At 41.2% G+C, this 22,121-nt stretch carries 22 protein-coding genes and 1 pseudogene; 16 read left to right on the top strand and 7 right to left on the bottom strand.

Annotated elements, in window-relative coordinates:
- Positions 1 to 8 precede the first annotated feature (8 nt).
- From ACJROX_RS09745 to ACJROX_RS09755, 3 genes are all read right to left on the bottom strand, one after another.
- Positions 9 to 269 (bottom strand): atypical membrane-integrating protein (Mistic protein), encoded by a 261-nt coding sequence (locus ACJROX_RS09745; protein ID WP_408010563.1) that lies wholly within the window; start codon positions 267 to 269, stop codon positions 9 to 11.
- A gap of 148 nt (positions 270 to 417) precedes the next feature.
- The gene (locus ACJROX_RS09750) at positions 418 to 618 is read right to left on the bottom strand and encodes a small, acid-soluble spore protein, alpha/beta type (RefSeq protein WP_408010564.1); all 201 of its coding nucleotides are present in this window, start codon (positions 616 to 618) and stop codon (positions 418 to 420) included.
- 112 nt (positions 619 to 730) lie between these two features.
- Positions 731 to 2,746: a molybdopterin-dependent oxidoreductase gene (locus ACJROX_RS09755; protein WP_408010565.1), complete on the bottom strand. Its 2,016-nt coding sequence runs from the start codon at positions 2,744 to 2,746 to the stop codon at positions 731 to 733.
- Positions 2,747 to 2,894: 148 nt separating this feature from the next.
- On the opposite strand from ACJROX_RS09755, the gene ACJROX_RS09760 reads away from it, so the two are divergent.
- The gene (locus tag ACJROX_RS09760) at positions 2,895 to 3,260 is read left to right on the top strand and encodes a VOC family protein (RefSeq protein ID WP_408010566.1); all 366 of its coding nucleotides are present in this window, start codon (positions 2,895 to 2,897) and stop codon (positions 3,258 to 3,260) included.
- Positions 3,261 to 3,302: 42 nt separating this feature from the next.
- On the opposite strand, the gene ACJROX_RS09765 is transcribed toward ACJROX_RS09760, so the two are convergent.
- The gene (locus tag ACJROX_RS09765) at positions 3,303 to 4,391 is read right to left on the bottom strand and encodes a citrate synthase/methylcitrate synthase (protein ID WP_408010567.1); all 1,089 of its coding nucleotides are present in this window, start codon (positions 4,389 to 4,391) and stop codon (positions 3,303 to 3,305) included.
- A gap of 119 nt (positions 4,392 to 4,510) precedes the next feature.
- Here ACJROX_RS09765 and ACJROX_RS09770 point away from each other — a divergent pair, with 119 nt between their 5' ends.
- The 5 genes and pseudogenes from ACJROX_RS09770 (at position 4,511) to ACJROX_RS09790 (ending at position 10,462) form a co-directional block, all read left to right on the top strand.
- Positions 4,511 to 5,395: a LysR family transcriptional regulator gene (locus ACJROX_RS09770; protein WP_408010568.1), complete on the top strand. Its 885-nt coding sequence runs from the start codon at positions 4,511 to 4,513 to the stop codon at positions 5,393 to 5,395.
- A 573-nt stretch (positions 5,396 to 5,968) separates the two neighbouring features.
- On the top strand, positions 5,969 to 7,186 hold the full coding sequence (locus ACJROX_RS09775) for an MFS transporter (protein ID WP_408010569.1): 1,218 nt from the start codon (positions 5,969 to 5,971) through the stop codon (positions 7,184 to 7,186).
- 507 nt (positions 7,187 to 7,693) lie between these two features.
- Positions 7,694 to 7,915, top strand: a pseudogene (locus tag ACJROX_RS09780) (ABC transporter permease); the annotation flags it as partial.
- Positions 7,916 to 7,937: 22 nt separating this feature from the next.
- Positions 7,938 to 9,923, top strand: coding sequence for a prolyl oligopeptidase family serine peptidase (locus tag ACJROX_RS09785; protein ID WP_408010570.1), 1,986 nt, complete (start codon positions 7,938 to 7,940; stop codon positions 9,921 to 9,923).
- Between the two features lie 149 nt (positions 9,924 to 10,072).
- Positions 10,073 to 10,462 (top strand): HIT family protein, encoded by a 390-nt coding sequence (locus ACJROX_RS09790; protein ID WP_408011624.1) that lies wholly within the window; start codon positions 10,073 to 10,075, stop codon positions 10,460 to 10,462.
- Between the two features lie 520 nt (positions 10,463 to 10,982).
- Here ACJROX_RS09790 and ACJROX_RS09795 read toward each other — a convergent pair.
- On the bottom strand, positions 10,983 to 11,267 hold the full coding sequence (locus ACJROX_RS09795; protein WP_408010571.1) for a hypothetical protein: 285 nt from the start codon (positions 11,265 to 11,267) through the stop codon (positions 10,983 to 10,985).
- Positions 11,268 to 11,584: 317 nt separating this feature from the next.
- Between ACJROX_RS09795 and ACJROX_RS09800 the strand changes: the two genes are divergently transcribed.
- The 8 genes from ACJROX_RS09800 to ACJROX_RS09835 all read left to right on the top strand — a co-directional run bounded on the left by ACJROX_RS09800 (position 11,585) and on the right by ACJROX_RS09835 (position 18,747).
- Entirely contained in the window at positions 11,585 to 13,279 is a 1,695-nt protein-coding gene (locus ACJROX_RS09800; protein ID WP_408010572.1) for a M3 family oligoendopeptidase, read from the top strand.
- An 87-nt stretch (positions 13,280 to 13,366) separates the two neighbouring features.
- On the top strand, positions 13,367 to 14,074 hold the full coding sequence (gene deoD / locus ACJROX_RS09805) for a purine-nucleoside phosphorylase (protein WP_408010573.1): 708 nt from the start codon (positions 13,367 to 13,369) through the stop codon (positions 14,072 to 14,074).
- Positions 14,075 to 14,272: 198 nt separating this feature from the next.
- A complete protein-coding gene (locus ACJROX_RS09810; protein WP_408010574.1) occupies positions 14,273 to 15,007 on the top strand; it encodes an ABC transporter ATP-binding protein in 735 nt (244 codons plus the stop codon).
- The gene (locus ACJROX_RS09815; RefSeq protein WP_408010575.1) at positions 14,997 to 16,013 is read left to right on the top strand and encodes an ABC transporter permease; all 1,017 of its coding nucleotides are present in this window, start codon (positions 14,997 to 14,999) and stop codon (positions 16,011 to 16,013) included. Before ACJROX_RS09810 ends, ACJROX_RS09815 begins: the two co-directional genes overlap by 11 nt.
- A gap of 142 nt (positions 16,014 to 16,155) precedes the next feature.
- A complete protein-coding gene (locus ACJROX_RS09820) occupies positions 16,156 to 16,812 on the top strand; it encodes a TetR/AcrR family transcriptional regulator (protein WP_408010576.1) in 657 nt (218 codons plus the stop codon).
- A 41-nt stretch (positions 16,813 to 16,853) separates the two neighbouring features.
- The gene (locus ACJROX_RS09825) at positions 16,854 to 17,300 is read left to right on the top strand and encodes a hypothetical protein (RefSeq protein ID WP_408010577.1); all 447 of its coding nucleotides are present in this window, start codon (positions 16,854 to 16,856) and stop codon (positions 17,298 to 17,300) included.
- Positions 17,301 to 17,374: 74 nt separating this feature from the next.
- The gene (locus ACJROX_RS09830; protein ID WP_408010578.1) at positions 17,375 to 17,593 is read left to right on the top strand and encodes a hypothetical protein; all 219 of its coding nucleotides are present in this window, start codon (positions 17,375 to 17,377) and stop codon (positions 17,591 to 17,593) included.
- Between the two features lie 62 nt (positions 17,594 to 17,655).
- The gene (locus ACJROX_RS09835; RefSeq protein WP_408010579.1) at positions 17,656 to 18,747 is read left to right on the top strand and encodes a class I SAM-dependent methyltransferase; all 1,092 of its coding nucleotides are present in this window, start codon (positions 17,656 to 17,658) and stop codon (positions 18,745 to 18,747) included.
- A gap of 31 nt (positions 18,748 to 18,778) precedes the next feature.
- On the opposite strand, the gene ACJROX_RS09840 is transcribed toward ACJROX_RS09835, so the two are convergent.
- Together ACJROX_RS09840 and ACJROX_RS09845 are read right to left on the bottom strand one after the other, a co-directional pair.
- Positions 18,779 to 18,973: a hypothetical protein gene (locus ACJROX_RS09840; RefSeq protein WP_408010580.1), complete on the bottom strand. Its 195-nt coding sequence runs from the start codon at positions 18,971 to 18,973 to the stop codon at positions 18,779 to 18,781.
- 43 nt (positions 18,974 to 19,016) lie between these two features.
- The gene (locus ACJROX_RS09845; RefSeq protein ID WP_408010581.1) at positions 19,017 to 19,226 is read right to left on the bottom strand and encodes a hypothetical protein; all 210 of its coding nucleotides are present in this window, start codon (positions 19,224 to 19,226) and stop codon (positions 19,017 to 19,019) included.
- 126 nt (positions 19,227 to 19,352) lie between these two features.
- Here ACJROX_RS09845 and ACJROX_RS09850 point away from each other — a divergent pair, with 126 nt between their 5' ends.
- Positions 19,353 to 19,670, top strand: a complete 318-nt coding sequence (locus tag ACJROX_RS09850) for a metal-sensing transcriptional repressor (protein ID WP_408010582.1) — start codon at positions 19,353 to 19,355, stop codon at positions 19,668 to 19,670.
- 18 nt (positions 19,671 to 19,688) lie between these two features.
- The gene (locus tag ACJROX_RS09855; RefSeq protein WP_408010583.1) at positions 19,689 to 22,112 is read left to right on the top strand and encodes a heavy metal translocating P-type ATPase; all 2,424 of its coding nucleotides are present in this window, start codon (positions 19,689 to 19,691) and stop codon (positions 22,110 to 22,112) included.
- Positions 22,113 to 22,121: the final 9 nt, after the last annotated feature.

Consider the following 22,121-nt stretch of genomic DNA (forward strand, 5'->3'; position numbering starts at 1 on the left):
ATTAGTGTTCAGTCTTCTTCATCTTCGTTTTCCTGTGCTGATAACCATGACAAGGCTTCCCTGATAAGGTTGTTCATTTTTCTATTGATGAAGTCCTCGCCATATTTTTCCTTCGCTTCTTCTAATTCGGCCAACACCTTATCATCCAGTCGGATGATCGGTTTATCTTCTTCCAGTTCATTGAAGAGTTCGATAATCGCATCCAAACCTTCTGACATTTTATCGATTGAACGGCTGAATTCATTATATTCCCGTTTGATTGCTTTCATGGAATTCCCTCCGACATTTTAGGAATGGCTTTTTTGGTATTTAGTGTTGATTTCTGTGCAATTCACTATTTAAACTCAACATTAATATTCAACAAAGCCTAAAAATAAAAAGCACCCAGCATGAAGCTGGATGCTCTTCCCGGGGTAATTATCTCATACCGCCCATTGATTGTTGAGCCATTTGTACTAGACGCTTCGTAATTTCTCCACCAACAGAACCGTTAGCACGTGAAGCTGTGTCTGGCCCAAGTTGTACACCGAACTCTCCAGCAATTTCGCTCTTCATGGCGTCGATTGCTGCTCTTGCACCTTGAACTACCAATTGGTTATTATTTCCTTGCTGTGCCATTTGAATAGCCTCCTTCAATTGACGTTCTAGATTACTAAAAGGTAATTATGTACCTTTCAATCTAAGTATTTGAGAAATTGGAAAAACCATTCAAGGGAATTTATGGTAATATCTATCCATTTTTCTTTATATCTACAAAGCAGTTGAAAAAAGTTGCCCCTTTTCCTATATCAGATAAGCCATCCGGGGTAAGGAAGTTGATGGAATGTCGTTCTTTTTCTTCATCATCCCACCATAAGCCTTGCGTGATCAATAAACCTTCTGAGACATCCTCAGTTACCTCTGCCTGTAGACGAACGTTGCCTAATTCATTGAAAAGCTCCACGAAATTACCGGTTCGAAGGTCACGGGCTTCGGCATCTGAGGGATGTATATAGACGACTGGTTTCTCAAGTGCCTGTAAGCTTTCTAAGTTTGAAAAGATCGAATTGAGAAATTGATGGTTTGGCCCTGAAATCAACTGCAAAGGGAAATGACGATTCTCAGATTGTTCCATCTCACGCAATTGATCGTCAATAGGAGAAACCAGCTCGATCTTTCCAGATGCTGTCGGGATAGTTGCAGGAAAAGTCGTTTCCTTTTCCAATTTCAATTTTGCCCAGCCATCTTTTTTCAATTGGTCCAAGGTGAGACCATTCAGGTATGGACTGCCCGGGTTATCCAAAGCGTCACGGATCATATCTTCTTCCGTATTTTGAAAACATTGTTCTGTAAATCCCATACTGGCAGCAAGCTCTTTAAACATAGTGAAATTAGATTTGCATTCACCAATCGGATCCATGACTGGTTCGTTCAATTGCACATAAAGATGCCAATATGATTTATACAGGTCCAAATTCTCGAAATGACTCGTTGCAGGGAGTACGATATCGGCATAACGACAGCTATCAGTTAAAAATAAATCATGTACGACGGTAAATAAATCGTCTCTCATCAATCCTTTACGGACCAATTTCTGGTTAGGAGCCACTTGAGCCGGATTGCTGTTATATATGAACAAAGCTTTGATCGGATCTTCCTTTTCATGTAGCGCAAATCCGATTTGATTCATGTTAGTGGAGCGTACATTTGGATCAGGACGCAGGTCTGGTCGTTGAACCTTTTGCATGTTCCATTCAGCATAACGGCTGTTCCCTTTCAATGCACCTCCGCCAGTTTTTCCCCATTGTCCTGTCAATGCAGGCAGGCAAGTAATCAACCGAGTAATCCTCCCGCCATTTTTATGATGTTGAAGCCCATTGCCGATCCGGATGAAGGACGGTGAAATCGTTCCATACATTTGGGCTAGTTCGTTTAATTGCTCTACACTCAAGCCTGTTTGTTGCGCAACTTTCTCGGGTGGATATGCCATTGCCCGCCACTTCAATCCTTCAAATCCATTTGAATATTGATCGATGAACTCCTGATCAATCCAATCATTTTTTATAAGAAGATGCATAATTCCTAGGGCGAGAGAATCATCTGAGCCAGGTTTGATTTGATAAAAGTGATCGGCCCACTTCGCTGTCCGGTTCCGATGTACGTCAATGACGACGATTTCAGCGCCATTTTTCCGAGCTTTATTGGCATATATGACCTGATGAAGATTAGTGCTGATCAAGTTACATCCCCAAATGACAATTAACTTGGAATGAACCGTCTTCTCAGGATCGATTCCGACTGCTTTTCCCATTGTAATCTGATAACCTTCAGCGCCAGCGGTATTGCAGATGGTGCGTTCAAGTTTCCGTGCACCGAGACGATGGAAGAAGCGCCTGTCCATACCTTCGCTGTTGATGATCCCCATATTCCCGTAAAAACTGTATGGAAGGATTGCTTCGGCACCATACTCCTTGATAATTTCTTTAAACCGAGAAGTGATCTCTTTGTACGCTTCCTCCCAAGTTATACGCTCAAAAGAAAAATCACCTTTTTTACCGATTCGTTTCATGGGATGAAGGAGCCGTTCTTGATGATGAGTACGCTCAGGCATCTTTCGCACTTTATGGCAAATCATCCCTTTTGTGACAGGGTGATCTGGATTTCCATCTACTTTCGTTATTTTCCCATTTTCCTTTTCTACCAAAAGACTGCAAGTATCAGGGCAGTCAAGCGGGCAGACTGAGCGATGATAGGTTTTCGTAGTCATGCATGTGCCCCTTCCTAAATGTGAACATGATTTTTATCAAGATTAACATTTTTATAAAAAAAATATAAGAGTTTAGCAGGAAGTTGCTATACCGATGTCTAATTAATATTGCGAACATACGTTCTAATAAAATTCAGGAGGGTTTTTGATGAATCGAGTCGTACACTTTGAAATGCAGGTGCCTCATCCAGAAAAGTCAGTCGAATTTTTTAAAAATGTATTTGGTTGGCGTGTCGAAAAATGGGATGGTCCGGAGGATTACTGGCTTTTCCAAACGGGGGAAGGATCAGATGGTATTGATGGAGGCTTGATGAAATCTCCAGATGGTGAAACTCGAACCGTGAATGTCATTCAAGTAGGTTCAGTGGATGAATATTCTTCAAAAATAGAAGGGGAGGGAGGGAAAATCGTCGTACCGAAGATGCCTATACCTGGTGTGGGTTATGTAGCATACGCAAATGATGATAACGGTTTTCTTTTCGGTTTCATGCATGAGGATCCAGAGGCGAAATAATAACTAAATGAAGGGCAGAGCATACATCTGCCCTTCATCATCTTAATTTGGCATCGGTCCTATATATAAAGATGATGGGCGGATGATCCGATTATTATCGTTTTGCTCAAAGACATTTGCGATCCATCCGACGACGCGGCTCATCGTAAAAATTGCCGTGAAAAGTTCTGTCGGCAAGGCCAGGGCTTTTAATATTGCTGCTGCATAAAATTCTACATTGGTATGAAGTTTTCTTCCTGGCTTATACTCCTTCAGAAGTTTGATCGCTATTCTTTCAACTTGGTTGGCAAGTTCGAACCACGGGTCATCTTCTGCAAGATCGGTTGTGATCTCTTTAAGGGCTCTCGCACGAGGGTCCACGGTTTTATACACCCTGTGTCCGAATCCCATCAGTTTTTCACCTTTTTCAAGCAAATGTCTTAAATGATTCTCAGCATTTTCTACGGTACCGATATTCTGCAGAAGGTCTATAACGCCTGAAGGTGCTCCTCCATGAAGAGGACCTTTCATTGCTCCTATGGCACCGGTAACTGCTGAAACCAAATCCGATTGCGTCGAAGAGATGACCCTTGCAGTAAAGGTCGAAGCGTTCATTCCATGCTCCATCGTCAACACCAGGTATGCAGTCAACGCTTTGACATGGGATTCTTTCGGTTCACGGCCATTTAACATGTAAAGATAGTTGGCTACATGATCATATTTCGGATCAGGTTTTACTGGATCAAGGCCATTTAAAGTGCGATGACGATAAGCAATGATGGTAGGAATGATAGAGGTGATTTTTATCCCTTGTTCAATGGTTGATGACCAATTGAAATGCTTGTTTCCTTTAGATGACAAAACGGTCCTGATGACACTCATCATATCCATGCTATCGGGTAGACTTCCAAGGATGGTTTCATCAGATGGAGTTAATATTCGTTGTTGTTTCATTTTTTTTTGGAAATCTGTCAGCTGTGCATTTGTCGGAAAATGATTATTCCAGAGCAGATAGGTGACTTCCTCAAATGTTTTTGTCTTAGCGGTTTCTTCTGCCCAATGTCCTCGATATACCAGTAATCCTTTTTCACCATCCACTAAGCTGATTGTGGACTGTGCTGTGACGATGCCATCTAATCCTTCTTTAATCATTAAGACCACTCCTCTGGTAAATATTGCTTTAGTTTATTGTAAGACGATTTTATGATTATTACTAATAAACAATTAGTCTATAATTGATTATGAATCGTAATGATTAGGAGTGGAAAAGGATGCAAATAAGGTGGTTGCAGACATTTGTCATTTCAGCAAAATATGAAAACTATAGGGTGGCTGCAGAAAAGTTATTCATTGCACAACCTACGATTACTGTACATATTCAACATCTTGAAGAGACATTAGGCTGTAAATTGTTCAAGAGAAATGGAAGGAACATTTCTCTTACTGAGTCTGGAAAGCATTATCTCCCGTATGCACAGCGCATTTTAGACTCCTATAATGACGGATTGGAATCATTATCAAGCTGGCAGCAAGGCTATAAAAGGAAGTTGACCCTTGCAGTTTCACCCTTGATTGCCGCGTCAATCCTTTCTTATGTCATAAAAGAATTCATGAAGGAACACCCGCATATAGAAGTAGGAATACAAGTCGCTGAATCGAATGAGATCAGTTCGCTTGTCTATGAACAGAAAGCGGACTTAGGTATATCCAGGATGAGTGCAATTCATCCTGGGCTTGATTGTAGAACACTCTATAAGGATCCCATCATTGCCGTAGCAGCTCATGATGGGGGAGACAGTGAAACCAGTCCCCCGATAGAATTGAAAGAATTGCTGCGAAATGAAGTGCTTCTTACACACAACCATCCGTTGTACTGGGATGATTTGATTTCAAGAGTCAGAATGGTTGAACCTGCAGTCAGGACGATGGTTGTCACTCAAGTAAATGTTACGAAGCGTTTTATCGAAGAAGGGATCGGCTTTTCATTTTTACCTCATTCATCCGTCAAGAGGGAACTTATAGAAGGACGGATACTAGAAATGCATACGGGCAGGCTGGAACTGCCGGTGGCATACACGTATCTGATACAAAAGGAAGCCACAGAAGAAATTGAACAATTCATCACATTCATAAACCGATATCATTTTGGATCCTGAAAACATGGAGGAACTGGAAATGAACTATTCACAAAAAGAATTACAATCATATATTAGACAAACATTCTTTTATACTTAATTGTTGGTTTTTGCGAAATTCATTCCCTTTCCGTGGGCGATCCGTAAGCCTCCTCACTTGCACATGGATGTGCTGGCTTCGACGTTCACCACAAGACCAAAGACTTATATTCCATCCTTGTAGTTTTGCGCCGAGTAACCGCAGGCGCAGGACGTGGTGGCTTTTAGTCGAAGATCCTTTTAAAGACTGCGGGGTCTCGCCTGGCTCGCTTTTCCCGCTGGAGTGTCGTGAATTTCGCTTGAAGCAATTTTCTTACAAATCAATATTACATTCATCAAAACAAAAAGAGAAAGTGTATTATGTCTGCGCACCGGCGAATATTTATGATGTGGATTTGGAAAAATGCATGGCATATAAGGAAAATCTGAACAATCTGAAATATTCACAACCAGAATAAAAATGGTGCAATTTAACGGCAACCGTTTTATAATATATACATATATTTAGAGACTCGAAATACTTTTTTCGAATCTTGTGAGAGGGGATAGAAAACCGTGTGGAGAAACCGTAATTTCTTATTGCTCATGTTCGGTTTAGCGGTTTCAAGTACAGGACTATGGGTTGGGATCATCGGAAACCTAGAGTTCTTACAAAAGAATGTTGAATCATCATTTTTACAGGCACTCATCATATTATCAGGATTTCTGGTTGGAATTTTTCTTGCTCCGATGGCAGGTCGGGTAATCGACCGGAGTGTTAAACGTAACATTTTGATCTACGCGGGGATAGCACGATGTATCGCCATATTGTTCATGTACCTGGCCATTGCGACGAATTCGGTGTGGTGGATGTTGGTCTATACGTTTATCATTGGAATCTCTGGGACATTTTCCAATCCAGCCATGCAAACCATGATCCCATTGATTGTATCGAAAGAGCAGCTGCTTGATGCAAACAGCGTGAACGTGAACATTTTCACTGGTGCAAGGATCGTTGGTACTGCACTTGGGGGGCTCATGCTTGTCGGAATGTCCCTTTTTTCTCTTTATACCGTGACACTTATATCCTATGTACTTCTGCTGATCGGCACCTTTTTCATCAAAGTGGATGAAGGACCGAAGAAAGTGGATAAAAAAGACAAGAAGGAAAACTTCATCAGTACATTGCGTGAGTTGTACCCGATTGTACGAAAACAACCAATGGTGGTCTATGGAATCTTTCTCTTGATGCCTGCATTCCTGTTTTTAGCTGGATTCAATTTGATTGTTATCGAAATCAGTGAGTTGCAAGACAATCCAGGTATCAAAGGGATCCTATATACGGTAGAAGGGCTTTGTGTATTTGTGGGAACATTCCTGGCAGGGAAGTTTTTCAAAGAAAATCCAAAGCTCACCTATATGTTTGCTATTACTTTTATCATTGCAACCGCACAGACTACGTTGTTCCTGGCTGATCATCCGATGATATCAATCTTTTCCTTCGGGCTATTCGGGTTAGCAGCTGGAACACTCTTTCCGGTGGTCATGACCATTTTCCAAACGGATGTGCCATCTGACTATCATGGCCGGTTCTTTTCCATCAAAGGAATGGTTGATAATATCCTATTTCAAGCATTGATGCTATTGACTGGTTTGTTCCTTGATACGATCGGTTTCAAATACATGGTCATAGCATTTGGCGTCACTTCATTCATATTTGTGATCATCATCATGGTGCGCTACCTGACAATCACATCACGAAAAAAGAAGAAAACTGTCGCATTAACAAGATAAACGACGAACGATTTTAAGATGCAAAAAAATATTTTTTGCATCTTTTTTCATGTATGTAAAACTGTTGATATAAAAGGATTTTCGGTTCATTTACCTATAAATGATCAAGCATTTTATTTGACAAAAATTACAAATGATTAAATTTTCTTTAAAATATAATTGATTGTTTATTGGGATAATTTTATAATGTTTTAAATTAATCCAAAAAGTGTGAAAATTCCGCCTTCTTTCATGGTGGACCATTTGTGTATGTAATAACTTCTACAATTTGTTCACCAATCGTCAAAACCGGGGTTGAGAGAGGTCATGGTTTCAGCAGGATTGTATAAGGACGGCACGGGCGAAAGGCTTTAAAGAAAAAGAGTCTTGTATAAACATGGTCTCCATAATGGTCTGATTCCGATCATCACGATTTTCGGTCTTTTGCTACCTTCATTTTTTGTTGGTACTGTCATTGTGGAGAAAATCTTCAACTGGCCTGGAATTGGATTGATTATATTAGTATTGATCATCCTGGCAGAATCGGCTCTCAGTTATTTAGGATTAGGGGTACAACCACCAACACCAAGTTGGGGGAACATGCTCCAGGACGCCCAAAACTTGACGATCATGTATACAGCTCCATGGTATCCGTTTTTCCCTGGAGTAATGATTCTGATTACTGTTTTAGCTTTTAACTTTGTTGGTGATGGATTACGGGATGCGTTCGACCCAAAAATGAAATCATAATAATTTCGAAGGAGGATGAAATATGGATCAATTACATGGTATTAAAATTGACGATCTATACAACTTGAAATTTGTCAGTGATCCACAATTGTCTCCCGATGGAAACCGCTTGGCCTATGTTGTAAAAGAAATTAATGATCAAAAGAAATATCAATCGAACCTTTATTTGTTGGATATCGGGACGAATAAAGCTGTTCGATGGACGAGAAGCAATTCCATGGATACTTTTCCGAGATGGTCTCCAGATGGTATGTCATTGCTGTTTTTGTCAAACCGATCTGGAAAAAATCAAGTATGGCTGATTTCAACGGAGGGCGGTGAGCCAGAGCAACTTACTGATGAAGAAAATGGTGTGTCCAGCCCATCATGGCATCCAGAAGGAAAATCAGTCCTATATCAATACACTCTTGAGAAGAAGGATAAAGAAGAACCTAAGCCGATCGTGGTTGAGAAACTGAAATACAAGGCTGACGGGAAGGCAACTTTAACCTATCAATCTTATGTTCATATCAGCGAAATATCGTTACAATATCGAAAAATCAATAGGTTGTCTAACGGGGATCATGATCATCTGAATGCCAACTTTACGCCTGACGGACAGGCAATCGTCTATTCGAAATTTGAAGAAGATGTTCCCGGTTCGTACCGTCGTTCGAATGTCTATTATTGTAAGCATGAAGGGGATCCTGTAAAAATAACAGAAATGGAGGGAACATTTTCTCATCCGGTGTGTTCACCAGACGGGAGATACATTGCATATGTCGGCCATGATCAGCATTATGGTGGAGCGACATATAATGAAATTTTCGTTTATGATCGGGAACACTCCACTACTCAATGCTTGACTGAAAAACTCGATCTCCAAGTCGGGGATATGATGATCAGTGATTTGCATGCTGTCGAACCATCACCGAACTTGCGTTGGAGCAGCAATAGTGAAATGCTCTATTTTTTAGCAAGCGAGTTTGGTAACACAGAGCTTTATTCCATCGATTTATTTGGAAATGTCGATAAGATTGTAGAAGGTGACCGTCATATCTTCCAGTATGCTGTTGATGACAATAGGAAAGACGTGTACCTTGCTGTCAGTACTCCGACACACCCTGGGGAGCTCGTCCGACATGATATCAATAGTTTGATGGAAGAACCTCTTACTTTCCATAATGAATCGCTGATGAATAATACCAAGTTATCCGTCCCGGAGCCCGTCCAGTTTCCAAGCCAGGATGGCACGGTGATTCATGGATGGATCCTCAAACCGCATAATTTTAAAAAAGAGAAGAAATATCCGCTGGTCCTGGAGATACATGGCGGGCCACATATGATGTACGGGAATACTTTTTTCCACGAGTTCCAGGTGTTGACGTCAAAGGAATATACGGTGTTGTACTTGAACCCTAGAGGAGGCCATGGGTATGGGCAAACCTTTGTCAATGCTTGTTGTGGCGATTATGGCGGTGGAGACTATGAAGACCTTATGGCAGGAGTCGATCATGCTTTAGAAAGTTATGAATGGATCGACCCAGAGCAGCTGTTTGTTACCGGTGGAAGTTACGGTGGATTCATGACCAACTGGATCGTCGGAAATACAAATCGATTCAAAGCTGCTGTCACACAGCGCTCTATTTGTAACTGGCATAGTTTTTATGGTGTAAGTGATATCGGGTATTTCTTTACCCAATGGGAGATAGGTGCTCATATGGAGGACGATCCTGAAAAGTTATGGCACCATTCACCGATAAGACTCGTCAAACAAATAGAAACGCCACTCCTCATTTTGCATGGGGAGAGGGATTACCGATGTCCAATTGAGCAAGCAGAGCAATTATTCGTTGCTTTGAAGCAACAAAACAAGACGACACGCTTTGTTCGTTTTCCTGATGCGGATCACAACTTATCTCGCTCCGGAGACCCGGTAATGAGGGTTGCAAGGCTGGAACAAATTTCAGGTTGGTTTGACGACTACAGAATTTCCGTAAAATCCTCGGATATGGTAAACACACAATAAAAAGACCTAAAGTCTGACATTTAGCGTAGCAAATTTAAATTTATTACGCATATGCCAGACTTTATTATTGTGGTGGAAGGAACACCATCCTATGAACAGAAATAGTAGAAGTGGTCAAAGGGAAAACAACATCAAGAGAGGTGATTTATATGGAAGAATGTCCATTTTGTAATCCGCGTAAAGATCCTGATCAAAATATTGTTTTTGAGAATGAATTTTGCTATTACTTACAAAATCCGAAACACCAAGATGTCCTTGAAGGCACAGGGGTAATTGTTCCGAAAGCCCATCGAAAAGATGCATTTGCACTTAGTAAGAAAGAGTGGGAGGCGACACAAAATCTCCTTCAGAAAGCCAAGAGATATATTGAAGAGACGTTCAACCCAGACGGTTATACATTAGGATGGAATGTCGGAGAGGTTTCCAATCAGTTCATCTTCCATGCTCATTTTCATATCATACCAAGATATAACGACGAACCATATGCCGGAAGAGGTATACGGTACTGGCTGAAACAGCCTGAAAACAAACGTACATAATCACATAAGAAAGTAGTGTCAGCTTATGAATAAGGAAGAAAAAATGGGATATGCAATGGAAAAGCTGAGAAGGACTGGTTTCTCAATATAGTCAGCAAGAGAATCGTTTTCTTACAGCTGCTTCTATGACAATTCTCTATGACTTGAAGGCGGTGCTATTGCAAGTGCCGAACTTACTATCGAGTCTCATCAAGATGAATTGATGTAGATTGAAGATGAAATTGAAAAAGAGGTGTATATTGGATTGAAGGAACATCGATTCATCATTTCCACAGAAAAAACGGTGTGATGAAAAGAAAGGGGATGGTCCTAAAAACAATAGTGTCAGACACCACCAACCAAATATTTTGTATCAAAACTAGCTTTTTCTTAAAATGTTGTTAGAATCGGTGAGAGTCAGACAATTATGGGAAAGCCTCTCGTCATCTTTTCGGTTTAAGAATTTTGGGAAGAATGCTGTGAAAAACCGATTGATTCCAAAGCCTTTTGTAGATTGCTGAATGTTAAAATGTCCTTAAAGTTAATTCCTAGCGATACGACTGTTTGTGTCAACTCTGCACGCATCCCCCTCATCACCGGAAAGTGCTTCTCCCAAATATGTAATGAAAGTCGCTGTGAATTCTTGTGCTTCCTCTTGTGTCATCAAGGTGATCTCTTGTGACATGATTTTTTTTGCCAGTTCTGGTTCTTCTTCCATTCTCATTTCCATAGAAGTTTTCAAGATTTCTAAACGGTTATCTATTATACTTTCACCTATTATTCTTAAATTCTCACTAATTATGGTTCCCCCACTATTTGTCATCAATCAACATCTGCTCCTGTTATACCTTAAAAACTTATTTTTAAAATTCCTTTATGAGACATCCTGTATGAATCATATGATGAAAGAACAAGATGAGAAGGGTGGAGGGGCTGGTGAAGGGGTTAGACTGGCAGCTGATTGCATTTATGACAGTATCTCTTTTTCATGACCATTGGGTATATTCGAGGTTCCCGAAACTCTATTATTATGATGCCGCTTTTTCTAGACGAAATGGTGAAACAAAGGAATAAGAAAGGATTCTTACAATGGAATGTAGAAAGACGTATGGACCGGCAATTTGAAAAAAGGAGACTTCGTGTATGAAATTTTCAGATTATAAGTATGAAAGGCCTGATATGGAAAAGTTTCAACAAGCGTTTTTTTCTTTATTGAAAGAATTCGCACAAGCTGATAGTTACAAAGAACAGAATCAGCAGCTTGATCATATTGTAGAGCTTCGCAATGAGTTCGAGTCGATGATGAATATCTGTCATGTACGGCATACGATTGATACGAATGATGAGTATTATAAAGAAGAGCATGATTTTTTTGATGAAAATTCCCCGATCTATGAAGGGTACATATCAAAGTTTTATAAAAAGCTTGTTGATTCCAAATTTCGATCCGAATTGGAAAAGGAATGGGGACCACAGCTTTTCAAAATTGCAGAGTTATCATTAAAAACCTTTTCAGATGAAATTGTTGACGATTTGAAAAAAGAAAATAAACTTGCTTCAGAATATTCGAAGTTGATTGCTTCTGCAAAGATCGAGTTTGAAGGGGAGGAGCGAACGTTAGCACAGTTAAGCCCTTTCATACAATCAAAGGACAGGAATTTGAGGAAACGGGCAAGTGAAGCTCGATATGGATTCTTCCTGGAAAATGAAGAAAAGCTTGATGATATTTACGATCAGCTTGTAAAAGTACGAACAGTGATTGCGAAGAAATTAGGTTATGATACCTTCGTACAGCTTGGATATGATCGATTGACCAGGACTGACTACACGGCAATAGAGGTAGGTGTATTCAGGGATCAAGTAAAGGATCATATAATCCCCATCACCCAGAAATTATATGAACGGCAGAAGAAGCGGATCGGCCTTGACAGGTTGACTTATTATGACTTGCCTTTCAGTTTTAAATCAGGCAACCCAACTCCAAAAGGAAATCCAGAATGGATCATTGAAAATGGTAAAAAGATGTATGCGGAGTTTTCTTCTGAAACGGATGAATTCTTTCAATTCATGAATGAGAATGAGCTTATGGATCTCGTCAGTAAACGCGGGAAACGTTCGGGTGGATATTGCACCTATATAAGCAAATATAAAGCACCGTTCATCTTTTCTAATTTCGTTGGTACTTCTCATGACATCGATGTTCTGACCCATGAAGCAGGACATGCGTTTCAGGTATTTTCCAGCCGGCATTTGTCTGTCCCGGAATATAGTTTTCCGACATATGAAGCTGCTGAGATCCATTCAATGAGCATGGAGTTTTTTACATGGCCATGGATGAAGTTATTTTTTAAAGAGGATACGGAAAAATACAAGTTCAGCCATTTAAGCGGGGCACTGACGTTCATTCCATACGGAGTTGCTGTAGATGAGTTTCAACATTACGTTTACGAGAATCCGGAAACATCACCTGCTGATCGGAAATCCTCTTGGAGGGAAATAGAGCGGAAGTATCTTCCACACCGTGATTATACAGAAAATGAATACTTGGAACGAGGTGGGTTCTGGCATCAACAGGGTCATATCTTCCGGACTCCATTTTATTATATCGACTATACATTGGCTCAAATCTGCGCACTGCAATTTTGGAGAAAAGCAAACGAAAACAAGGAGCAGGCATGGTCTGAATATCTTCATTTATGTAAACAGGGAGGAAGCAAATCGTTCACAGAGCTAGTGGAGCTTGCAAACCTTCAAGCTCCTTTCGAGGAAACCTGTGTACAATCTGTCGTTTCTGAAATCGAGCAGTGGCTTGATTCTGTAGATGACCAAGCACTATAATAATGTAGGATTGTATTGTTTGAGTACAGATACCCTAAAGAACAGCGACTACACCAATGACTGAGATTTTATAGGAGGAATGGTTTTATGAGTATTCATATCGGAGCTAAAGAAGGCGAAATTGCAGAGACGATATTGCTTCCAGGAGATCCGCTTAGAGCGAAGTATATTGCGGAAACATTTTTAGAGGACGTAACTTGTTATAACGAAGTCCGAGGAATGCTTGGATTCACTGGAACCTATAAAGGCAAGCGTATTTCTGTCCAAGGGACGGGGATGGGAGTCCCATCCATTTCAATCTATGCTCATGAGTTGATGGATAATTACGGTGTTAAGAATCTGATCCGAGTCGGGACATGCGGGGCTTTCCAAAAGGATGTAAAAGTTCGTGACCTCATCATTGCAATGACAGCATCAACTGATTCTTCATCCAATCAGCACCGTTTCGGGATCGATTACTCTCCAACGGCTAATTTCGATCTCCTCCACAGCGCATATAAAAACGCAGTGGAACGCGGATTAGAAGTGAAGGTCGGTAATGTCTTCACAAGTGATACATTCTACAATGACACATTAGATTTGGCGAAAAAATTAGCTGATTATCAAGTCCTTGCTGTAGAAATGGAAACATCAGCATTATATACATTGGCTAACAAATTCGGGGTAAGAGCATTGTCTATCCTTACAGTGAGTGATCACGTCTTTACAGGGGAGTCGACTTCTTCAGAAGAAAGACAAAAAACATTCAATGAAATGATCGAGGTTGCACTCGATACAGCAGTAGAAAATCAATAATCAGTAATCCAAAAGCACCCGTCAAAGCGGTGCTTTTTTGATTGCAGATTTCAGGAGGCTGTGAACGTTTTTTTAATGTTCTTCAAAATAAAACTCCTTTAATAAATGTATTATGAAAAGAGGAATAGCTAAATGAAGATCGAATAAAATAAAGTGAGTAATCACTCACTTTATTTTATTCGGAGAGGTGAATAAGACATGAACAATACAATGGTGGTCGAACTGAAGGACTTGACCAAAGCGTTTGGAAAAACGACTGTCATAAAGAAAACGTCATTGGAAGTACAAGGTGGGGAGATTTTTGGAATGTTAGGACCGTCAGGGGCAGGAAAGACGACTCTTGTAAAAATGATTGCTGGAATCGAAAAGCCCACCAGCGGCGAGCTCCGGCTATTTAAGGAAAAAATGCCCTCCCATAGGTTGATCCGCAAGATCGGATATATGGCGCAGACCGATGGCCTCTACCAGGACCTTACTGGAAGCGAAAACCTAAAGTTCTTTTCTGCAATGTATGGGATGAAAGGGAAGAAACAAAAAGAGCGGATTGCTGAAGTACTTGAGCTTGTCGATCTCACCGCTCATAAAAAGAAGGTGGTATGTAATTATTCGGGAGGAATGAAGAGGAGGTTATCCTTGGCAGTCGCCTTGTTGCATGAGCCGATGTTGATCGTTTTGGATGAACCGACAGTAGGAATCGATCCTGTTCTCAGACAATCGATCTGGGATGAACTTAATAATCTGAAAGAAAAGGGGATGACGATCCTCGTGACGACACATGTCATGGATGAAGCTGACAAGTGCGATCGATTAGCGATGATGAGAGAGGGATCCATCATAGCTGTAGGAAGTCCCGATTCATTAAAGGAAGAGACGAAATCCGAATCGATCGAGGAAGCCTTTTTATATTATGGAGGTGGGAAACATGAGGGTTAGAGCACTGACCATCCGTATCATCAAGCAATTCTTCCATGATAAAAGGACGCTGGCAATGATGCTGGTTGCACCGTTATTGATCTTGACGATCATTTCCCTTGTATTCAATGGGGAAGATGTTGTGCCGTCGATAGGAATCGAACAAGTTTCAGCACCGATGAAAGATCTGTTGGAAGCGCAGGAAATTACCGTGAGTGAAATGGACCAAGGAGATGCTGAACAAAAATTTAGGGAAGGCAGTTTGGATGCTTGGATTACGTTAGAAGATAATCAACCGAAAATTCTTCTTGAAGGTAGTGATCCTGGAACAAATCAGATGGTGTTGAATATTGTCCAACAGGCTATTCAGTCACCAGATCAAGATATGAAGCCTGATGTGGAATACTACTATGGTTCTGAAGATATGACAAGCTTTGATAACTTTGGTCCGGTACTGATCGGTTTCTTTGCATTCTTTTTCGTATTCCTGATCGCTGGTGTTTCTTTTTTGAGAGAAAGAACGGGAGGAACTTTAGAGAGGTTGATGGGAAGCCCAGTCAAAAAATCAGAGGTCGTTATCGGATATCTGTTGGGGTTCGGCTTTTTTACGTTGATCCAATCCACCCTCATCGTCATTTATTCGATCTATGTCCTTGACCTGCTGATGATTGGAGATTTCATCTGGGTCCTGTCAGTAACCTTGCTCTGTGCATTCACAGCATTGTCCCTCGGAACCCTTTTATCAGCCTTTGCCCAAAATGAATTGCAAATCATTCAATTTATTCCAATTGTGATTGTTCCACAAGTGTTCTTTTCAGGATTGTTCGATTTGGAGGCGATATCGGATTGGGTCAGCTGGATCGGACCGATCACTCCGCTCTACTATGCAGCAGATGCGCTGCGCGATGTTATGATTAGGGGACTTGGTTTTGAAGAAATAGCGATAAACCTGGCCGTTTTATTAGGATTTTCCTTGTTCTTTTCAGCAGCAAACATTCTTGCGTTACGAAAATACCGCAGCTTTTAAAAGTAACAGAGTGTTCCTCCGGATAATTTGACATAACTAATTTTGACATAAGCCTTTACTTTTTTTACAAAACCGAAGACTTTTTAATGAAACTAACTATATTTTAGTCAAACAATAAGTTCTATAAAAAGGAGTCACCTGTATGGATTTGAACAAATGGGCGGATGATTTTTTCTTATTGATGGATGAAGAAAAAATGACTGAAAAACAAAAGAGGATCCTGATGGCATCGATAGAAGTATTCGCAGAAAAAGGTTATGCTGCTTCCTCAACCTCAGAGATTGCAAAGAAAGCAGGTGTGGCGGAAGGAACGATCTTCCGTCACTATAAAACGAAAAAAGATCTGCTCCTATCAATTGTTGCTCCAGTGATGGCGAAGTTCTTGGCGCCCTTGATCATAAAGGATTTTCATAAGGTGTTCAAACAGGATTTCAACTCATACGAAGAATTTTTAAGAGCATTATTCAACAATCGGTTAGCTTTCATAAAAGAACATTTATCCGTGGTGAAAATCATGATCCAAGAAATACCTTTCCATCCTGAGTTAAGACAGCATTTTGGCGAAAAGGTCATGGACCAGGTTGTTTCAAGGATCGAAACGATCATAACTCCATTTCAGGAAAAGGGTGAACTGATCAACCTGCCGCCTAAGTCGATTATCCGATTTACAGCCACATCTATAATAGGCCTATTGTTCGGGAGGTTTATCCTATTCCCTGATGGTGACTGGGATGAGGAGCGGACGATCGAAGAGACCATTCAGATGATTTTGCATGGGGTAGAGAAAAAGGAAGAATAAGACACACTTGTTAGAGGTATGTAAGAGGTAGAGGTGACAAAATGAACAAAAAAGTAATCGTTCTATACATTCTATCTGTACTATCTTATCTATTGATTATCGGTGTAAATACCTATGCGAACATACTGCCATTGAACAGACAGACCACCGGGGAAATCTCTACCCGTTTCGATGTATTATTTACCCCCGCAGGGTATGTTTTTTCAATCTGGTCTGTCATTTATACTTTATTAACTATTTGGCTTGTTTATCTTTTGTTTCCGAAAAGTGTGAACCATAACGTTTTTCAAAAAACAGGCTTCTGGTTTGTATTAAGCTCGTTGTTGAACACAAGCTGGATTGTGCTATGGCATTATGAATACTTCAATTGGACGATTGTCGTCATGATTGGCCTGTTAATATCGCTGCTCATCCTTTATTCTATGATCCAAAATTCATCCGGACGCCGATTGATGGACCGATTGCCATTCTCTGTATACCTTGGGTAGGTTTCAGCAGCTACGATCTTTAATGCGAGCATTGTACTCGATTATACAACTGGGACAGATGGGGACTCTCTGAATTGACATGGACGGTCATCTTGTTGGTTGCCGGTGCTCTAATTGCCTTTTTCTTTTCCTTAAAAAACGAGGATTTGATCTATCCGCTTGTGTTTGTATGGGCGTATACCGGGATAGCAGTCGAGCAGGCAGATGTTTCTCTCGTTAAAAATACCGCTCTGTTATCAGCCATCTTGTTTGCAGCGTTCGTCATCTTCCGATTCTTCACACGAAACCGGTAAAAGCGATAATAGTCAGAAGATTCTAAAATATACATTGACTCGTTTAATATGCTGTGTGTAATATGGAAGTTAAGAACGTGATGGACGGGGGAATCAATATGACGGTCGTTCAAACGGAAGAGAAGAGGCCAAGAATGCCTTACGGTGAAAAGGATTTTGATATGACAGAAGTACTTTCTAGCTATCGAATCGACCTAAGGAACCCTGGAAATGAATTGCCCGACAGATTTTTCAACGGTGATCTCGTAAAAGATTGGTCTAAGCTGTCATGGAAAGAGGTTGGAAAGCCTTACGAAGTGAAGACAATGTCGGTCGATCGGACCAATTGGGAGAAAGAACACAAACAAACAATGCCGGTTAAAACGTCTTGGGAATATTTCAATCGTTCGTTTCATGAATGGTTTGTAAAGGATGTGCCTAAAGAACGTAGTGAGGCAAATGAAAATCTTATAAAACACCTTAAACAATTCAAACTACATGAAGTAAAAGAGGGCGTAGGAGACCTGATCCGCCTTTCCCTCTGGAATTATGCTCACCGCATCGAGGACGGCATTTGGGATCCGAGAGGGAAAAGAGCTTTGTTCGAAGGGCTTGATGTTGAGAAGCCGAACATTCTATTCCTAGGTGCCGCAGAGGGATATGAGGCGATGCAACTGCAAGCGATGTATCCCGGTGGACAAGTGGTCATGGTTGATTATGATCCTTTCTGTAAGACAAACCGTTTCGCAGAGTTCCCAGATACATATCCATTCTTAGGTGTGAATCCTCAGACTGGAAGCCCAAGAGTATGGTATAAACACCAGATGAACATCGAGTATGTCGTTGAGGATATCCGTAATCTAAAATATGGAAAGGAATTCGATATCGTCATCAGCGTCGGATTACTGGAGCATGTGCCGGATACATATAAAGAAGAGATCCTTGATTTCCATCGCCGGTTTTTGAAGCCGGGAGGATATGTGATCATGACGACACCGCGGAATCAATGGAAATCCCGCATGTATTATCGCGTCATGGCGGACGTGATGAACCACACTTACCGTGAGTTGATGGATATCCGGCAAATGGGGTTGTACCTTTACCAATCAGGATTTGATATCTTAAGGCATGGCTACATGAAAGTCCATAATGGAATTGTTGCTAAGCCAAGGTAAAAGAAACGGGTGGATGCCCGTTTCTTTTTTCTTAAGTGATTTTTACTTGTATGGTGCGGAATTCAGATAAATAGACGTTCAGCAGGAACATTTTCGGTTCTTTTTCGGATAAGATCACGCTTTGTCCTTTAATAAGGGCTCTTTCCGCATCTATCAAATCATCTGTTTCATTTAAATGTGCAGTCGTAACTGTGTCAGGGATCGATCCTTCCTGGGCTTCCAACATAGGTTTGATGACAAGCTTGTTGATCTTATCTTTGTCAACTAATCTATAGGATCGTATAGTTTTGATTATTGAATGTAATGCTACGGGAGCTGAAGTCATCCGAATTGAAAAAAGCATTTTTCAAATACTCGATATTCTGGTCTTTATTTTCTGACATTGGTTGCTCTTTTACATTCAAGTCAGTCTCGTAGGATTTCATTTCATTTTGTCCATTGTTTTTGCTGATGTACTTCCTGGCCCGTTTCCTTCTCACTATGACCACTCCATCTGTTAAGTAGACTAATTATTAATCTTCCCAGTCAAGTTAATATTATCCAAATTCACATACAAAACACTTGATTAATATACTGTAGGGGGGTATAGTAATAATTAAGAAAAGATGAAAGAAGGTGGAACGATGGAAGAGCATGACTCGCCAATCATTCCAAGAACGGAAAATGAAAAGATCAAAATACAAAATCGTCTTAAGCGGATTGAAGGCCAGGTCCGGGGATTGCACAAAATGGTGGAAGAAGATCGTTATTGTATGGATATCCTCGTCCAAATCTCAGCGATCAATTCTGCTCTCAAGCAGGTGGGTTTTTCTTTGATGGAACGCCATGCCAATACATGCGTAAAGCATTCCATCGAATCCGGTAATGGTGATGAATATATCGAAGAATTGATGAAGATTGTAAGGCAGTTTTCAAAGTCATAAATAAAAGAAGGTGTACACATGAGTGAAGCACTAGAAAGACAAAAGCCGTGGAAGGATGAAAAAATACCTATCACAGGTATGACTTGTGCTGCGTGTTCCAGCCGTATCGAGAAAGTATTGAATAAAATGGACGGGGTGAACGCAACCGTCAATTTGTCGACTGAAGAAGCCACAATCAAATATGATCCGGACACGGTGAAAACCGAAGACATTATTAAAAGGATACAAAAGCTTGGATACGATGTACCGACTGAAGGTCTTGAACTTGACATACAAGGGATGACATGCGCTGCTTGTTCCAGCCGTATCGAGAAAGTGATTGGTAAAATGGAAGGCGTCCAAAGCATAAACGTCAATTTGACGACAGAAACGGGTAAAATCGAAATACAACCCGGGCTTGTTACGGAGGAAGACATTCTTCAGAGGATCGAAAAGCTTGGATACAAGGCAGAAGTGAAGCAAGATAGAAGCGCGAAAGAAGAGAAGAAAGATAAGGAACTGAAGAATAGACAGAGGAAGCTACTACTCTCAATCCTGCTTTCAGCGCCATTATTGTATACGATGTTCGGGCATTTACCTTTTACTACAGGTATCCCTGTGCCTCATTTCTTGATGAATCCCTGGGTACAGTTTTTATTAGCCACCCCAGTCCAGTTCTATATCGGTGGCCCGTTTTATGTCGGTGCATACCGGGCACTCAAAAATAAAAGCGCTAATATGGATGTACTTGTGGCATTAGGTACTTCCGCGGCCTACTTTTATAGCTTGTTGGAAACGCTGAGGGGTGCATACTGGCCAGGTTACCAACCCCAATTGTATTTTGAAACTAGTGCGATTTTGATCACTTTGATCTTAGTAGGAAAGTACTTCGAATTTCTTGCAAAGGGCCGTACGACTTTGGCGATCAAATCACTGCTCAATCTCCAGGCGAAAGACGCTACCATCATTGAAAATGGGGTGGAAAGGAAAGTAGCTGTCGATCAAGTCCGTGTAGGGGATCATTTGCTTGTAAAACCTGGAGAAAAGATTCCGGTAGACGGAGAAATCGTCAAAGGGCGATCATCGATAGATGAATCGATGATCACTGGTGAGTCGATTCCTGTTGAAAAAAACACTGGCGATTCAGTAATCGGTTCGACCATCAACAAGAATGGCACGTTGACAATCGAAGCGACAAAGGTCGGGAAAGATACAGCGCTTGCGGGCATCATCAAAATCGTGGAGGACGCACAAGGGTCCAAGGCTCCGATCCAAAGGATGGCCGATGTCATTTCTGGCATTTTCGTGCCGATTGTCGTAGCAATCAGTGTTGTCGTGTTCTTCATCTGGTATCTATTTGCAGCACCTGGGCAACTTACAATGGCTCTTGAAGCATCCATCGCAGTACTCGTCATCGCTTGTCCTTGTGCGCTAGGTCTTGCAACTCCGACTTCGATCATGGTGGGAACAGGAAAAGGTGCCGAACAGGGAATCCTTTTCAAAGGCGGAGAGTTTTTAGAAGGTACCCATCGGATCGACACCGTATTGTTCGATAAGACTGGAACGATCACGAAAGGTAAACCAGAAGTGACAGAATGGATTCCTTTAAGAGAGGACAATCAATTGCTGAGTTTGCTCGTATCAGCTGAAAAAGGATCAGAGCATCCATTGGCAAGTGCAATTGTCGCTTATGGTGAGGAACATCAGGTTGAAAGTTTGGAAGCCGACCATTTTGAGGCCGTACCAGGACACGGGATTATGGCAGATATCTCGTATCGTAAGGTTCTGGTCGGAACCCGCAAGCTGATGGAACAACATCTCATCCAAACTTCAAAGTATGAAGACAAAATAAAAGATTTGGAGCATGAAGGAAAAACAGTCATGCTTATGGCGGTCAATCAAGACTTGGTTGCTCTCGTTGCGGTGGCAGATACAATCAAAGATACTTCTAAAACAGCGATCGAACAATTGAAGCGAATGGGAATCGATGTTTACATGATCACGGGTGACAATCAACGGACCGCAAAAGCGATTGCAGATCAGATCGGAATTGAAGGTGTTTTTGCTGAGGTGCTTCCAGAAGATAAATCTGAAAAGGTGCGTGAACTGCAATCCCAGGGGAAAAAAGTGATGATGGTGGGCGACGGAATCAATGATGCGCCTGCCCTGGCACTTTCCGATATCGGGGTTGCGATCGGTACCGGTACGGATGTTGCTATTGAAACAGCAGACATCACCCTGGTCGGCGGAGACCTGACCCTTCTGGCTAAAGCGATTGGCCTCAGTAAAAAGACGATGAGGAATATACGCCAAAACCTATTTTGGGCACTATTTTATAACTCAGCAGGCATTCCGGTAGCCGCACTCGGACTATTAGCGCCATGGGTGGCTGGGGCGGCAATGGCCTTCAGTTCAGTTTCAGTGGTAAGTAACTCTCTTCGATTGAAAAGAGTGAAATTATAAAAACAAATT

It is taken from the genome of Pseudalkalibacillus sp. A8, assembly GCF_045920555.1.
Classification (GTDB): domain Bacteria; phylum Bacillota; class Bacilli; order Bacillales; family Fictibacillaceae; genus Pseudalkalibacillus.